This window comes from Lacinutrix sp. C3R15 (assembly GCF_018860825.1).
Taxonomy (GTDB): domain Bacteria; phylum Bacteroidota; class Bacteroidia; order Flavobacteriales; family Flavobacteriaceae; genus Oceanihabitans.
Window position 1 is genome coordinate 516,732 of sequence record NZ_JAHKPZ010000012.1, and the last position, 14,511, is coordinate 531,242.

The 14,511-nt window shown below is 31.3% G+C and carries 15 protein-coding genes; 4 read left to right on the forward strand and 11 right to left on the reverse strand.

The genetic code is table 11. The features are described from left to right. Window positions 1–3 precede the first annotated feature (3 nt). From KO494_RS05265 to KO494_RS05280, 4 genes are all read right to left on the reverse strand, one after another. Entirely contained in the window at window positions 4–333 is a 330-nt protein-coding gene (locus tag KO494_RS05265) for a 2TM domain-containing protein (protein ID WP_252730306.1), read from the reverse strand. Continuing rightward, entirely contained in the window at window positions 324–1,661 is a 1,338-nt protein-coding gene (locus KO494_RS05270) for a 2TM domain-containing protein (protein WP_215966554.1), read from the reverse strand. Before KO494_RS05270 ends, KO494_RS05265 begins: the two co-directional genes overlap by 10 nt. Window positions 1,662–1,685: 24 nt before the next feature. Beyond that, complete coding sequence (locus KO494_RS05275) at window positions 1,686–2,306, reverse strand: hypothetical protein (protein WP_215966555.1); 621 nt, start codon at window positions 2,304–2,306, stop codon at window positions 1,686–1,688. A 96-nt stretch (window positions 2,307–2,402) separates the two neighbouring features. Continuing rightward, window positions 2,403–4,553, reverse strand: a complete 2,151-nt coding sequence (locus tag KO494_RS05280; protein WP_215966556.1) for a TonB-dependent receptor — start codon at window positions 4,551–4,553, stop codon at window positions 2,403–2,405. A gap of 177 nt (window positions 4,554–4,730) precedes the next feature. Between KO494_RS05280 and KO494_RS05285 the strand changes: the two genes are divergently transcribed. Continuing rightward, window positions 4,731–5,420 (forward strand): hypothetical protein, encoded by a 690-nt coding sequence (locus tag KO494_RS05285; protein WP_215966557.1) that lies wholly within the window; start codon window positions 4,731–4,733, stop codon window positions 5,418–5,420. 42 nt (window positions 5,421–5,462) lie between these two features. On the opposite strand, the gene KO494_RS05290 is transcribed toward KO494_RS05285, so the two are convergent. From KO494_RS05290 to KO494_RS05305, 4 genes are all read right to left on the reverse strand, one after another. Beyond that, a complete protein-coding gene (locus tag KO494_RS05290) occupies window positions 5,463–6,197 on the reverse strand; it encodes an energy transducer TonB (RefSeq protein WP_215966558.1) in 735 nt (244 codons plus the stop codon). A gap of 316 nt (window positions 6,198–6,513) precedes the next feature. Then, window positions 6,514–7,986, reverse strand: coding sequence for an IMP dehydrogenase (gene guaB, locus KO494_RS05295; RefSeq protein ID WP_215966559.1), 1,473 nt, complete (start codon window positions 7,984–7,986; stop codon window positions 6,514–6,516). Between the two features lie 71 nt (window positions 7,987–8,057). Beyond that, on the reverse strand, window positions 8,058–8,762 hold the full coding sequence (locus KO494_RS05300) for an Insecticidal toxin complex protein (RefSeq protein WP_215966560.1): 705 nt from the start codon (window positions 8,760–8,762) through the stop codon (window positions 8,058–8,060). A 258-nt stretch (window positions 8,763–9,020) separates the two neighbouring features. Beyond that, a complete protein-coding gene (locus tag KO494_RS05305; protein WP_252730312.1) occupies window positions 9,021–9,524 on the reverse strand; it encodes a ferritin in 504 nt (167 codons plus the stop codon). A 119-nt stretch (window positions 9,525–9,643) separates the two neighbouring features. On the opposite strand from KO494_RS05305, the gene KO494_RS05310 reads away from it, so the two are divergent. Further along, window positions 9,644–10,141, forward strand: coding sequence for a hypothetical protein (locus tag KO494_RS05310; RefSeq protein ID WP_215966561.1), 498 nt, complete (start codon window positions 9,644–9,646; stop codon window positions 10,139–10,141). 19 nt (window positions 10,142–10,160) lie between these two features. Further along, a complete protein-coding gene (locus KO494_RS05315; RefSeq protein WP_215966562.1) occupies window positions 10,161–10,400 on the forward strand; it encodes a hypothetical protein in 240 nt (79 codons plus the stop codon). Window positions 10,401–10,541: 141 nt separating this feature from the next. Here KO494_RS05315 and KO494_RS05320 read toward each other — a convergent pair whose 3' ends face one another. Genes KO494_RS05320 through KO494_RS05330 form a run of 3 tightly spaced genes read right to left on the reverse strand, consistent with a single transcriptional unit; the run spans window position 10,542 to window position 13,109 of the window. Further along, window positions 10,542–11,408: a hydroxymethylglutaryl-CoA lyase gene (locus KO494_RS05320; RefSeq protein WP_215966563.1), complete on the reverse strand. Its 867-nt coding sequence runs from the start codon at window positions 11,406–11,408 to the stop codon at window positions 10,542–10,544. Window positions 11,409–11,456: 48 nt separating this feature from the next. Then, on the reverse strand, window positions 11,457–12,074 hold the full coding sequence (locus KO494_RS05325; RefSeq protein WP_215966564.1) for a LysE family translocator: 618 nt from the start codon (window positions 12,072–12,074) through the stop codon (window positions 11,457–11,459). A gap of 3 nt (window positions 12,075–12,077) precedes the next feature. Next, complete coding sequence (locus KO494_RS05330) at window positions 12,078–13,109, reverse strand: quinone-dependent dihydroorotate dehydrogenase (RefSeq protein ID WP_215966565.1); 1,032 nt, start codon at window positions 13,107–13,109, stop codon at window positions 12,078–12,080. A gap of 139 nt (window positions 13,110–13,248) precedes the next feature. Here KO494_RS05330 and pepT point away from each other — a divergent pair, with 139 nt between their 5' ends. Then, window positions 13,249–14,487 carry a peptidase T gene (pepT, locus tag KO494_RS05335; protein ID WP_215966566.1) on the forward strand — a complete coding sequence of 413 codons (1,239 nt, stop codon included), beginning with the start codon at window positions 13,249–13,251 and terminating at the stop codon, window positions 14,485–14,487. Window positions 14,488–14,511 lie beyond the last annotated feature (24 nt).

Genomic DNA, 14,511 nt, shown 5'->3' on the forward strand with positions numbered 1-14,511 from the left:
TTTCTAATTCCAATGTTGGTGTTTTTCTTCTTCTTGCATAAACTCTTTAATCTTACGTTCTTCCCATTTGCTACCAAAAATAAAATTTGGAAAAAAAACAGAAACGGCATGTATTATTATGGCAATTCCCCAAGTACCTAGAGTTATAAAGTTACGCCATTGAAAATACGTTTCGCCTGGATCTAAATTTTTAATATTAATAAATACAAGCATTATGTTTACCACAATATAAATCATGAAGTGAGAATAAAAACCCTTAATTCGCTTTACCTGTTTTCTTGCTCGCTCTATACGTTCGTTATCAAAGTGATTTGCGTCCATAATTATCGCCATTTATTTTGTTGTTGTTCTTTTTCTAAGATTTCGTTTATTTTGCGTTCTTCCCATGTTTTACCATAGCCAAACACAGTAAAAGCGTGAATTACCACTCCCATTCCCCAACCAAAAAGAGGAAACCAAAACCATTGAAAACCCCAAGAAGTAGAATAGTTTATAAATATTAAAAATGGTATTACTAGGCAATAAGAAGTTAAGTTACCATAGAATCCTTTAATTTCTTCTACGCGTTTTTTAGCTCTGTAATAGGCGTCTTCTTTTGTATTTGTATTGATACGTTCCATACTTGTGATTTGTTTTGTTAGCATTGGTATTGCAACTGCAAAACTGTTTGCGTTTTGATTGATATTTACTTTTTTTGTGGTTAATAATTGGTAGCGTTGCATGATATTGCTTAAACCAACACCACTACTCTTTTTAACTATTTGCTTGACTTGCAAATTATTTTCTACAATTAGGTTTCCATTTGCTTCATATATTTTAATATATAATGGTTTACTAGAGGTTACTATATTGTGTTTTACTGCATTTTCTAATAAAAGCTGCAAGGATAATGGCACTACTTTGCTTTCTGGATTTGTTGCTTGTTCTGGAATTTCAAAAATAATACTATCTTCAAATCGCATTTTTAAAAGTGACATATAGGTTTTAGCAAATGCTAGTTCTTCATTTACAGTTACTAAATCTTTATTTTTTTGCTCTAACACATAGCGATATACTTTAGACAACGATGTGGTAAATTTTTGTGCACTATCTGGATTTTCTTCAATTAAACTGGTTAACACATTTAAACTATTAAATAAAAAATGCGGATCTAATTGGTTTTTTAAAGCATCAAACTTTGCGCTTGCTGTGCCTGCTATTACTTTTTGTTCTTTTACTTTTTGTTGCTGTAATTTTGCGAAAAAATAAAAGGCATGAAAAGTAATAACAATAGATAACGTGATCCAGATACCAAAGGAATAATTCTTCCAGTTTTCTTTAGCTATAAAAGCTTCAAAAGTACTTCCATCATACATCAAAGCGGTAAGTACTCTTAGTATAAACAAACCAATAATGGTAATTATAATAGAGCCTAAAATGCCTATTACAACTCGTTTAACACTAATACCATTTTTAGTTTCCCAGGTTCTTTTTTCTAAATAATTAAAATAATACATATTAGAATAGCCTAACACAAAAGCATATAGCTGATAAAAGCTAAAGTTGACTAAAAAGGCATTGATACTTTTAAAAGCAAATCCGTTATAAAAAGCATTACCTATTACAAATACCAGACAACCAATGGCAAAGGTGATTAGTATATTTTTTATGTATTCATTCATAGAGTTTGGTACTATTATAAACTATTATTTACAGCTTTCTAAAATTTGTTGTGCGCGTTCTCTTCCCCAATTTGGGTGAAATGCTGTTTCTGGTTTAAAGGTAGCAAAAAGTTCTAATGCTCTTTCTACGTCTTTACAAAAGGGTTTAATATCTTGCCCAAAATATCTCGCGCCACCAATATTCCAATCTGCTTTACTTAAAACTACCCTTGGGTTGTTTGGTGCTATTTTTTCTGCTTCTTGATACAAGGTTATAATTTTACCCGAAAGCGTCATGCCATACGTTGCGCCATCACTTGCCACATAAACCGTATGCAACAAAGCTTGCATTACCATAATTTCTGGATTGTTTTTAGAAATGGCTGATGCTTCATTTAAAAAATCTTGTGCTTGATTTAATTGTGCTTCCAGCGCTTTTTTATCGTTTAATTTGCTAAAACCATCTAAAATTAAAGTTTCTGCTGCGTAATAAGGAGGTAGCCAATTATCTGGTTCTGCTTGAGCTATACGCTCAAAAAGTTGTGAGGCTTCTATGGCATTTGTTTCCCAAAGATCAAAAGCTTTTTGCATACCTTGTTCGTATTGGGTTTGTGCTGTAATTATACTGGTTACAAATAAGACTACTATAATGGCTAGATTTTTCATTTTTATGATTTTTTTTAATTGTTATACAAATATCTATACAAACTGCTTGTTTAAAAAAAGGGTTCTACCGAACTGTCATTTTTTAAGGATAGATTGTTATAATTTATTTAGTTGGTTATCGGTTCCTTTTTCACTAATGGTCCAGAAGAAACCAACAAAAAAGAACTGATCGTTTGCAGGACGCAAGCTTCTGCTTGCAAAATTGCCATTACTATCTGGTTGGTCTGCAAATTGATAACCGTTAATGTTTTTAAACCCTAACACGTTATTTACTGAAAAATATAGAATTTTTTGAGGCGAAAGCAAGTACGCCCAATTAAGACTTAAACTGTTATATGCTTTTGTTTTTTGATTTAAAAATCCGGTTTCATTTGGGTTGGTATAGGTTCTACCTGAAGCAAAAGTATAGCTTAGACCTATTTGGCTTTTCCAATTATCTACCCAATATTTTCCAACTACAGAAAGGTTATGTGTATTGGCAAAATTTGGCTGTGCTGCATTGCTATAGTTTTTATATACTCTTTCACTATCTAAAAGCGAATAACTTACCCAATAATCTATATTTTTAATACTACTATTATCACGCCAAAACAAATCGATTCCTTTTGCAAAACCTTTTCCTTGGTTATTATAATTAGCATCAAAACTTGTAAATTCACTATCGTATTTTACTAAGTCTGTATATTTTTTATAGTAGGCTTCTGCTCTAAAAATTTGTTTATTGCTATTATATTGATAGTTTAAAATATAATGCGACGTGTGTTGCGCTTGTACATCTTGTTCAAACTTTAAAATGTCACTATTGGGGTTTTGATAAAAATCACCATAAGCTAAAGACAACTGACTTTTATTGGAAACTTTATAAGCCATTGAAGCTCTTGGTGACAGCGTTACCTCATCAAATAAAGCACTATGCTCTAAACGTACTCCTGCTTTTAATGCAAAATTTTTAGAGAATAAAATATCTGCTTCGGTAAATGCTGCGCTAATATTATTATTAAATCCGTAATCTACAGAAGGGTTTATAATGTCTTTATAGTTTTCATTAAAATCTGTAGCCATATATTCTGCACCAAAATTTAATTTAAAACGATTACTAAATCTATGTTTCAGTTTTAGCTTAGCATGAAAGGAATTTTGAGTGTCATTAATAGCAGTTTCCTCTATATTTATTTTGTCTTTAGCATGTGTATAACTCATTCCGGTTTGCAGTGTCCACGAATCGGTCAGCATTCCTTTGTAAGAACCATTAAAGTATAAATTATTGTTGTTTAATTTAAAGTGTACACCTTCTGAAGTATTTATATCTTCCTGAATCAATTCAAAATTACTAGCATCAAAAGCGGTATATAGCTTTAACATACCCTTATTTGTTTTCTGACGAAAAACGGCTTCTCCAGAGGCAGCTTCTACAGGTTTTATCCAATCATTTCTATCTTTAAAAAGGGCATTATAAGGTGCTAAATTTATATACGAAGCATTTACACTTAACGAGTTATTCTTCCATTTTTGGGTATTACCAAGAGCTGCACCAACAGTCATAATACTTATATCTGTTTTTTCTTGGTCTGGTTCTCCTGTAGTATTTAAAAGCAGCACGCTAGATAAAGCTTGACCATATTCTGCCGAATAGCCACCTGTTGAAAAGGTAATGCCATCAAACAAAAAAGGAGAATAGCGTCCGCGAGTGGGTGTATTATTAGCCGAAGGACTGTAAGGCGTAAAAACTTTAATACCATCAATAAAAATCTGTGTTTCATCTGCTTCACCACCACGAACAAAAAGTCTACCATCTTCTGCAACTGTTGTAGTTCCTGGAAGTGTTTGCAGCGCACCAACAAAATCGCCTAAAGCGCTTGCTGTTGTAACAACATCTAAAGGTTTTAAAGCGTTTACTTTAGAGTTATCTCCTGCAGAGAATGTTCCTGCTGAAAGAATTACAGCGTCTAAAGAGTTAACATCTTCACGAAGCTGGATTTTTAAATCATTCATATATGAAATATCACCAATCATGGTATAGGTTTCAAAACCTATAAAAGACACTACTAAGGTTTGGGTTCCCTTTGCTGTAGTTTTAAATAAGAATTCGCCTTTTTTATTTGTGGTACTACCATCATAAGTACCTTTTAAATACACATTAGCTTGTGGTATTGGATTGTTTTTAATGTCTGTAACAATTCCTTTTATGCTTTGTGCAGCAACTGTAAGACTTAATAAAAAAATAAAAACAAAGATTATTTTTTTCATAATATACTATTGGTTTTAATTGGTTGCCACAAATATGTAACACTTAGTAAATACTAAAAATTAAAACCTACCGAGTTGTAAAATAACACTACTGAGATGTAAAACATTAAAAATAAGTAGCTCTACGTATTTTTTTTAATAGATAAAATGTCTAATTTTAAAAAAACAATACAAGGCATGTCACAGATAAAAGGTCACGAAGATCCGCAGTTAATATCGTACCAACTTTTAAGGCAACTAGTTGGTTTATTTGGTATTATACTACCTATACTTTTAGTAGTTGGTGCTTTTTATTATGGCAATTGTGAAATTATACAAAGCTCTATAAGCGATTATTACCACACCAAAATGCGAAATATATTAGTTGGTGTTTTGTGTGCTGTAGCCTTGTTTATGTTTACCTATAAAGGCTATGATATAAGAGATAGTATTGCAGGAAATCTTGCTTGTGTATTTGCTGTTGGTGTCGCGTTTTTTCCTACAGGAGTAGATACGCTTTCTGCATGTGCAGAGCAGTGTATTGTTTATGATCCTTGGATTAAAACCGTACATTTTACTTTTGCAGGATTGTTTTTTGCGGTACTTATTTACTTTTCTTTATTTCTGTTTACAAAATCTAAAACACCAAAAGCAGCTATGGAAGCGCCTAAAAGGAAGCGAAATACCGTATTTCATATCTGCGGATATGTTATGATTGCTTGTATTGCTTTAATTGCGTTATACTTTTTTTATTTACAAGAAGCATATCCAGATTTACAAAAACTAAAACCTGTTTTTTGGTTAGAAAGTATTGCGCTTTGGGCATTTGGTATTTCCTGGATTACCAAAGGAGAACTAATTTTTGCCGATAAACATAAAAAAGAATAACTAAGTACTTTTAGCAACTATACTTTATGGTTTTATATAAATTTAATCATCTAACTTAAAAGTAATAGGAATAGAATAAGGCACATTAACTGGTTTGTTGCGCTGCATACCAGGAGTCATTTTTGGTAAAGCATCAATAATTCTATTAGCCTCTGTTTCTAAATATTTATCTGGACCACGAGTTCTAATATTACTAATATTGCCTTTACTATCTACAATAAACATAACATATACTTTTCCTTGCACACCTAACTCTTGTGCTTGAGTAGGATATTTAAATGTTTTTTTAACATGTGCTAGAACTTTATCGTTAAAGCATTTTTTTAGCTCGGCATTGGTTCCTGTACAACCAGGAAAAACAGGTACATTTTCAACTACAGCAAAGGCTACTTCTATTTCTTCCTCTACCTCTTCTACAACTACAACATCTTCAACCGCTACAACCTCTCTTTTTTCTATATATTCTTCCTGACTGGTTTCACTACTTTCAATAACTGTTTCTTCTACATCTTCTCTATCTTCAACAACGGTAATTATTTCTGGTGTTGCAAGTTCTACAGGTGGAGGTGGTGGAGGTGGCGTGTTTAAATTGGTAATAGGTATATCTTCTTCTATCTCCTGAACAATTTCTACATATTCTTTTTTTATTGCTTCTTTTTCATAGGTTTTTTGTTCAAAACCTTGCCAAGTAAGAAAAAGCATCAAGTTTATTCCTATAAGTACATATATGCTGCTATTTCTTCCAACTTCTATTTGTGGGTTTTTCTTTGGTTCCATAATAACATCCTTTTTTTATTCATTAAGTTACTATTTTTTTCAATGAAAAACTATGATAATTATCACTTTTTACACCCCATAAAACTGATAAACAATACATTACACAAACAAAACAAAACCCTATTTTAGGCTTATAAAATTAGTATTACAACATACTTTTGCAGAAGTTAAATAGCGATTAATCTATACTTTTAAGATTAATTTGAAGCGTTTTACTACATGCACAAAAAAAATATTAAAAAAAATTCCCGCGAAAGCGGGAATTAAGTGTTTTTTTAAATTCTTAAATAAGATTTCTGCCTAGACAGAAATTTAATTATCTAGAATAATTAGGAGATTCTTTAGTGATTGTTACATCATGCGGATGACTTTCATTAATTCCTGAAGCGGTAATTTTTACAAACTGTCCGTTTTCTTTTAAAGTTTCTATGTCTTTAGAACCACAATATCCCATTCCTGCACGCAAACCACCAACAAACTGATGAATGCTTTCAAAAAGGTCTCCTTTATAGGCTACACGACCAACAATTCCTTCTGGAACTAGTTTTTTAATATCGTCTTCAACATCTTGAAAATATCTATCTTTACTTCCTTTTTTCATTGCCTCTACAGATCCCATACCTCTATACGATTTGTATTTTCTTCCTTCGTATATAATAGTTTCTCCTGGAGATTCTTTTGTACCTGCAAGTAAAGAACCTAACATAACAGTATCTGCTCCTGCTGCAATAGCTTTTGGTATATCTCCTGTATAACGAATTCCACCATCTGCAATTACTGGTACACCAGAACCTTTTATTGCCGCAGCTACTTCTAATACTGCAGAAAATTGAGGAAACCCTACTCCTGCAACTACTCGAGTTGTACAAATAGAACCAGGACCAATACCAACTTTTACAGCATCTGCTCCTGCTTCTACCAAATATTTTGCTGCAGCTCCTGTTGCTATATTACCAACAATGACATCTAATTCTGGGAATTTCTTTTTTACTTCTTTTAAAACAGCAACCACACCTTTTGTATGTCCGTGAGCTGTATCAATAATAACAGCGTCTACACCAGATTTTACTAAAGCTTCTGTACGTTCTACAGCATCTGCAGTAACACCAAGAGCAGCAGCTACGCGCAATCTACCAAGACTATCTTTATTTGAAATTGGTTTTTGTGTAAGTTTTGTTATATCTCTAAAGGTGATTAAACCTGCTAGTTTATAATCTTCTTCAACAATAAGTAGTTTTTCTATTTTATGCTGATTTAAAATACCTTCAGCATCTTGTAGAGAAGTACCTACTGGAGCAGTTACCAGATTCTCACTAGTCATAACCTCAACAATTGGTCTTGAGTTATCTTTTTCAAAACGTAAATCTCTGTTGGTTACAATACCTTTTAAGGTACCGTTTTCATCTATAATTGGAATACCACCAATGCTATGCTCTGCCATATTTTGCTTGGCATCTAAAACTTTTGCATCTATAGTTAAGGTTACAGGATCTGTAATCATACCACTCTCGGCACGTTTTACTTTTCTAACCTCATTGGCTTGTTGCGCAATAGTCATATTTTTATGTAAAACACCAATTCCTCCTTCTCTAGCCATAGCAATTGCCATAGCGCTTTCTGTAACTGTATCCATAGCTGCAGAAACTATAGGAATATTTATAGTAATGTTACGAGTAAATTTTGTTTGAATTTTGACTTCGCGTGGTAGTATTTCGGAATATGCTGGAACTAAAAGTACATCATCGTACGTTAAACCTTCTCCTACAATTTTGTTGTTGTGTGCTGTCATGTTGCAATTAGAATTAATTGCATGCTAATATACGACAATAATTAGGATAAAAGTTTTAAGTTATAATTAAATTAACGATATCGTTTTTTACAATAGATTCTTAAAGTATGTATTGCATAATCATATCTATCTGTTGCATTAGAAATATTGCCTTGAAACCTAATTTCTTTTGTTACTATTAGGCTGTACAAACCTTTGCCTTTCACTATTTTACTAATGGTTTTCAAACTATTAGCATCTATAGATTTATAAAGAGACTCGATCCAATTATATTGTTCTTTAAACAAAATATTTTTATCCCATTGCAAAGCTTCTTTTCCTTTAATAATAATTTTAGAGAAAAATATTTTTTTCATTGGTACAAATGCGTGATTAAAAACGGTTTCACTACCTAGATAGGCATAGTTTTTTATGCTTTTTTTGGTGAAGATGTTATAAGGAAACGCTTTTATTAATTGTAATTTACTAGAAATAAAATGCGCCATTTTTGGCCATACTACTTCATGCCCTTTTTTATCTAATTCTTGGTAATACCATGCATAAAAGGCACGACGTTGTTGTATGGTTTGGTATTCTTGTGGTAACTTATTTTGAAGGTTGAATGCATTTGCTTTTTGCCAAACTCTGGTATTTTGTTTTCTATCTGTACGTAACCAATCTTTAGAAGCTAAAGTGTTTTTATTAGTAACATTTTTATATTCCTGAAGTGTTTTCCATTCTTTAGAAAATGCAGAATGAAAAATAAAACATATAAAAAAGAATAGTAATTGCTTCATATAGAATGTAAAATGAAGCTTAAAAATACTATAATTTAGGACAACGTTTACAATTAGACTTTCCTTTCTTTTTATACTTTTTACAGCATTTAGTTTTCTTGTTAACACTGCAACAAATAAAGCTTGTAGTTATTAAAACAGGTGCTATTTCTGGAGATATTTCGGCTTGCATTATTTTAATTTATTCTAAATAAATGCAAATTTATAAAAAAAAGACTCCGAAAAGGAATCTTTTATAATTTATTATCAAGTATTTAACTATCCTTTTTGCTGCGACGAAGCAATATCGTTTATATCGCGATCAAATAAGTAGTGTCCAGATTTATCTGCACCTATAATATTTAATTTATCTAATAAGGTTCTTGCCATTGCTTCTTCTTCTAACTGTTCTGTTACATACCATTGCATAAAATTATGCACGTTATAATCTTTATTTTGAAGACATTCAAAAATGACCTGATTAATTTTTTCGGTAACAAACATTTCACTTTCTAAAAATTTTTCAAAAAGTTCAATAATACCAGAAAAAGAGGCTATTGGTTTTTCTAAAGCAGGAACTTCTACCTTACCACTTCTTTCATTAACAAACTTTACTAGCTTTAACATATGAACACGTTCTTCATCCGATTGGCTGTAAAAAAAATCTGCAACACCATTAAAGCCATTAGCATCTGCCCAAGAAGCCATTGCTAAATATTGCATAGATGCTTGTGCTTCATATTTTATTTGGTCGTTTAGTAGTTTTTCTATAGTAGTATTCATAATATTTGTTTTGTCTTGTAAATAAAAATTTTTAAGTTGTACTCTATAAAATTATAGTATTTACAAGTAAGAACCAAAATACAACCTTTATAATATAGTTATAAAACATTTGAGGAAAAATGGAAAGTCTATTTAAAAAATTAAAGTTAATTGATTCCTTGGTGTTTGAATATGATATTGACCCAAAAGAATTTCAGAAAAAAATAAAACTGATTGTTGATGAAGAAACACCTATTTTATTAGACGAAATATATCGCTCAAAAATAATATTTTGCGGAAAAATAGGAGCTAATAAATTCTCTTTGAGAAAAAAAAGAAAGTTTATTAATCTGAATATTCAATCGTCTAATGCTGTTGGAATAATAAGTATGAAAAATCAGAAAACCAAACTAGAAGTGAAAATTTTCGGATATGATGAAATCTCAACACTTGCGATAATAATTGGACCAATATTATTTTTAATATTATTTTCTGTAATCATTATAAAAGAAGCTTATCCTGCATTAATATTATTTTTTCCAATAGCAACATTGATATTGATTTTCCCATATTACACTATGAAAAAAAATATGAAAATATTCCGAAATGAGTTAAAGGAGAATTTAAAATTTAAATAAAAACATATAAATTATTTTAATGATTGGAGAAATTATTGGAGAAACTATTTTCTATCTAATACTGAATACCATTGGTGGAACTATCAGATGGATTTATGGTTCAATTTGGAGATCTATATTTAACAAACCTAAATTTTCATTCAAAGAATATTTATACGGACCAAAAAAGTCCAAAGAATATTGGGACCAACATCTTACAATGAACAATGGAATTGTGGGATTTATTGTTATTATTGTGATAATAGCAGTGTTAGTATAAAAAATGTTTTACAACACCGCATATATTTTATTGCTAGGTTCTAGCCTACTTCCTAAAATCTTTGCAGATTTACTATTCGGTTTTTACGTGCTAAATTACGTGCTTAACTACGCAACTTTTCATACAATAAACCGTTAAAACTTAATGGTATTTAGAAAATATTTTTGTGGCTTCATTGTATGCACTTTCAAAAGACATAGCACTTAAATCATGTGCTTTTTTAGTAGTTAAATAAGAGAGTACTTTTTCGGTTGGCATATTACCTGTAAGTTCATCTTTTGCCATTGGGCAACCACCAAATCCTTGAATGGCACCATCAAATCTTCTGCATCCTGCTTTGTAAGCTGCGTCTACTTTTTCAAACCATGTAGTTGGAGTTGTGTGTAAATGTGCACCAAACTCTATTTTAGAATATTGCGGAATAAGATTAGAAAACAAATAGTCTATATTTTCTGGATTTGAGGTTCCTACAGTATCACTAAGCGACAGTATTTTTACTCCCATTTTGCTTAATCTTTCTGTCCACTCTCCTACTATATCTACATTCCAAGGATCTCCATAAGGATTTCCAAATCCCATAGAAATATACACTACCACTTCTTTATTATGTTTATGTGCTACCTCTAGTATATTTTGTAAAAGCAACACCGACTGTGCAATGGTTTTATGCGTATTACGCATTTGAAAGTTTTCTGAAATAGAAAAGGGATAGCCTAAATAATCAATTTCTGGATGTTGGCAAGCAGCTTCTGCTCCACGAAGATTAGCAACTATAGCCAATAATTTACTCTTAGTAGTGCTTAAATCTAATTGCGCTAAAACTTCAGCTGTATCTACCATTTGCGGAATGGCTTTTGGCGAAACAAAACTTCCAAAGTCAATAGTATCAAAACCTACACGCAATAAAGATTGAATGTATTGTATCTTTTGCTCTGTTGGTATAAACTGTTTTATACCTTGCATAGCATCACGAGGACATTCAATAACTTTAACGTGTTTGTTTTTCATATAGGTCAAAGATAAAAAAGATTCGTAGTAACGAAAACGATTTAGATTTTAAAGTAATATTAAAATAGCTATAGCAATAAAAACAACAATCTGCAACCATTTTAAAACTACTCCAGCATTAGTATTCTGTTTTAAATAATCTGAAATTAATCCTGCTAAAATGGCTATTAAAGAGAATACTACAAAAGACACAGTCATAAACACAGCACCTAAAACATAAAATTGTGTTACTGTATTCATGGTTTCACTAAATAAAAAACCAGGAAAAAATGCTAAGAAAAAAATAGACACTTTAGGGTTTAATACATTCATGATAAACCCTTGTTTATATAATTGTAATAAACTTTTTTTTGGAGCACTAGTATTACTAAAGGCTATTCTAGAATCGCCTTTAAAAACCTTATAAGCCAGATACAGTAAATATAAAGCACCTAAAAGTTTAATAGTAAAAAATAAATTATCATTGGCCTTTATTATTGCAGAAACTCCAAAAGCTACTAAAGTGGTGTGTACAATACAGCCTGTTATTAAGCCTGCTACAGTTGCTAACCCGTATTGTTTACCATTGGTAATACTTTGCATCAATACAAAAATATTATCTGGTCCAGGAGATAATGCTAAAGCAGCTGTTGCAAACACAAAGGAAAGTAACAAATCATAATTCATGCATTACATTTTTAAAATGGCCTCATTTATTTCTTTTATAAGTTTAGGTCCTTCATAAATAAAGCCTGTATAAATTTGTACTAGATCTGCTCCTGCTTCTATTTTCTCTAAAGCATCTTTTGCAGAATGAATTCCTCCTACTCCAATTATAGGGAAGGCTTTATTGCTTTTAGTTGCTAAATACTTAATGACTTTGGTAGATTTTTCATTAATTGGTTTTCCGCTCAAACCTCCATTTCCAATTTCTGCTAATCGTGCTTCACTTGCTTTTAACCCTGTTCTATCTGTAGATGTATTACTTGCAATTACACCATCTAAATTAGTTTCTGCAATAAGCTCGATTATTTCATCTAATTGTCCTTCATTTAAATCTGGAGCAATTTTTAGTAAAATTGGTTTTTGTGTTTCAAAGCTATTATTTGCTTTTTGCACAGCGCTAATTAATTCTAGTAAGTAATCTTTATCGTTTAATTTAGCATGACTACCAACATTTGGGCAACTAACATTAAGTACAAAATAATCAACATAAGGATGCAAACCATGAAAACACTCCAAATAATCTTTGGTATAATCTTCGGGTTTCGTTTGTGTATTTTTACCAATGTTTCCGCCAATAATAACTTTGCCTTTATTCTTTTTTAGTTGTTTAATGGCTGTTTCAAGACCTTCGTTATTAAAACCCATTCTATTAATAATTCCTTGATCCTCTTTTAAACGAAACAATCTTTGTTTAGGATTTCCTGCTTGTCCTTTAGGTGTAACGGTTCCTATTTCAATAAACCCAAAACCAAAATTTGACAATTCATTATATAGCACTGCATTTTTATCAAAACCTGCTGCTAATCCTACAGGATTTTTAAAGGTTAAACCAAAGAGTTTTCGCTCTAGTTTAGTATTTTCTACAGCATACATGCTTTTAAACAGACTGGAAAAGCCTGGAATTTTACACGTAAAACGAATTAAAGAAAAGGTGAAATGGTGAATTTTTTCGGGATCGAAAAGAAAAAATATTGGCCTTAGTAGTAATTTGTACATCTAGTAATGTTTGCACAAAAGTAATTCTAAAAAAAAAGATGAACAATTCAAAAGACAAAAAACTTAATAATTGTATTTTTACAACTTCAGAAAATTTATTAATAATTAAAAATATTCCCATGGTCATGGGATAATAAATATGATTTCTAAACAAGATATAATAAAACGCTTTGTAGGTTATGTAACTGTAGACACAGAGTCAGACCCAGAAAGCACTACAACACCAAGTACAGCAAAACAATGGGATTTAGCAAATGCTTTAGTTGAAGAACTTAAAGCCATTGGTATGCAAGATGTAACTATAGATGATAAAGCATACATCATGGCAACTTTACCTAGTAATATAGACCATGAAGTGCCAACTATTGGTTTTATTTCACATTTTGATACTACTCCAGATTTTACTGGAAAAGATGTAAAACCACAAATAATTGATAGTTATGATGGTAAAGACATTGTTTTAAATGAAGCTGAAAACATTGTACTTTCTCCAGATTATTTTGAAGATTTAATACAATATAAAGGACAAACGTTAATTACTACAGACGGAACAACGCTTCTTGGAGCAGATGATAAAGCAGGAATTACCGAAATTATTTCTGCTATGGAATATCTTATTCAAAATCCTGAAATTAAACACGGTAAAATTAGAGTTGGTTTTACTCCTGATGAAGAAATTGGTAGAGGAGCACACCATTTTGATGTTGAAAAATTTGGAGCAGATTGGGCCTATACCATGGATGGAAGTCAAATTGGCGAGTTAGAATACGAAAACTTTAATGCTGCCGGAGCTGTTGTAAAAGTAAAAGGTAAAATTGTACATCCTGGTTATGCAAAAGGTAAAATGATAAACTCTATGTATATAGCTACAGAGTTTATAAACTCATTACCAAGAATGGAAACTCCGGAGCACACTGAAGGTTATGAAGGCTTCTTTCATCTATATTCTATAAGTGGTGAAGTTGAAGAAACGGTTTTACAATACATAATTCGTGATCATGATAGAGAACATTTTGAAGCGCGAAAAGAAATGATGCAAAAACTAACCAATGAGTTAAATACGCAATATGGTCGTGAAGTAATTTCTATTGAAATTAAAGACCAATACTTTAACATGAAAGAAAAAGTAGAGCCTGTTATGCATATTGTAGATATTGCAGAAGAAGCGATGAAGCAACTAGATATTAAACCACTTATTAAAGCTATTCGTGGTGGTACAGACGGTTCGCAATTAAGTTATATGGGATTACCTTGCCCTAATATTTTTGCTGGTGGACACAATTTTCATGGTCGTTATGAGTATGTTCCTGTTGAAAGCATGATAAAAGCAACTGAAGTTATTTGCAAAATTGCTGAACTTACTGCGCTTAAAAAGTAAATCTTTAAATTAAAAAAAGCCATA

Bases quoted from the DNA above. Each gene is read 5' to 3' on its own strand.
- KO494_RS05320 (WP_215966563.1), bottom strand. From the start codon at position 11,408: ATGAAAAACAAACACGTTAAAGTTATTGAATGTCCTCGTGATGCTATG.
- pepT (WP_215966566.1), top strand. From the start codon at position 13,249: ATGATTTCTAAACAAGATATAATAAAACGCTTTGTAGGTTATGTAACT.
- KO494_RS05275 (WP_215966555.1), bottom strand. From the start codon at position 2,306: ATGAAAAATCTAGCCATTATAGTAGTCTTATTTGTAACCAGTATAATT.
- guaB (WP_215966559.1), bottom strand. From the start codon at position 7,986: ATGACAGCACACAACAACAAAATTGTAGGAGAAGGTTTAACGTACGAT.
- KO494_RS05315 (WP_215966562.1), top strand. From the start codon at position 10,161: ATGATTGGAGAAATTATTGGAGAAACTATTTTCTATCTAATACTGAAT.
- KO494_RS05265 (WP_252730306.1), bottom strand. From the start codon at position 333: ATGGCGATAATTATGGACGCAAATCACTTTGATAACGAACGTATAGAG.
- KO494_RS05270 (WP_215966554.1), bottom strand. From the start codon at position 1,661: ATGAATGAATACATAAAAAATATACTAATCACCTTTGCCATTGGTTGT.
- KO494_RS05310 (WP_215966561.1), top strand. From the start codon at position 9,644: ATGGAAAGTCTATTTAAAAAATTAAAGTTAATTGATTCCTTGGTGTTT.
- KO494_RS05290 (WP_215966558.1), bottom strand. From the start codon at position 6,197: ATGGAACCAAAGAAAAACCCACAAATAGAAGTTGGAAGAAATAGCAGC.
- KO494_RS05300 (WP_215966560.1), bottom strand. From the start codon at position 8,762: ATGAAGCAATTACTATTCTTTTTTATATGTTTTATTTTTCATTCTGCA.
- KO494_RS05330 (WP_215966565.1), bottom strand. From the start codon at position 13,109: ATGTACAAATTACTACTAAGGCCAATATTTTTTCTTTTCGATCCCGAA.
- KO494_RS05280 (WP_215966556.1), bottom strand. From the start codon at position 4,553: ATGAAAAAAATAATCTTTGTTTTTATTTTTTTATTAAGTCTTACAGTT.
- KO494_RS05285 (WP_215966557.1), top strand. From the start codon at position 4,731: ATGTCACAGATAAAAGGTCACGAAGATCCGCAGTTAATATCGTACCAA.
- KO494_RS05305 (WP_252730312.1), bottom strand. From the start codon at position 9,524: ATGAATACTACTATAGAAAAACTACTAAACGACCAAATAAAATATGAA.
- KO494_RS05325 (WP_215966564.1), bottom strand. From the start codon at position 12,074: ATGAATTATGATTTGTTACTTTCCTTTGTGTTTGCAACAGCTGCTTTA.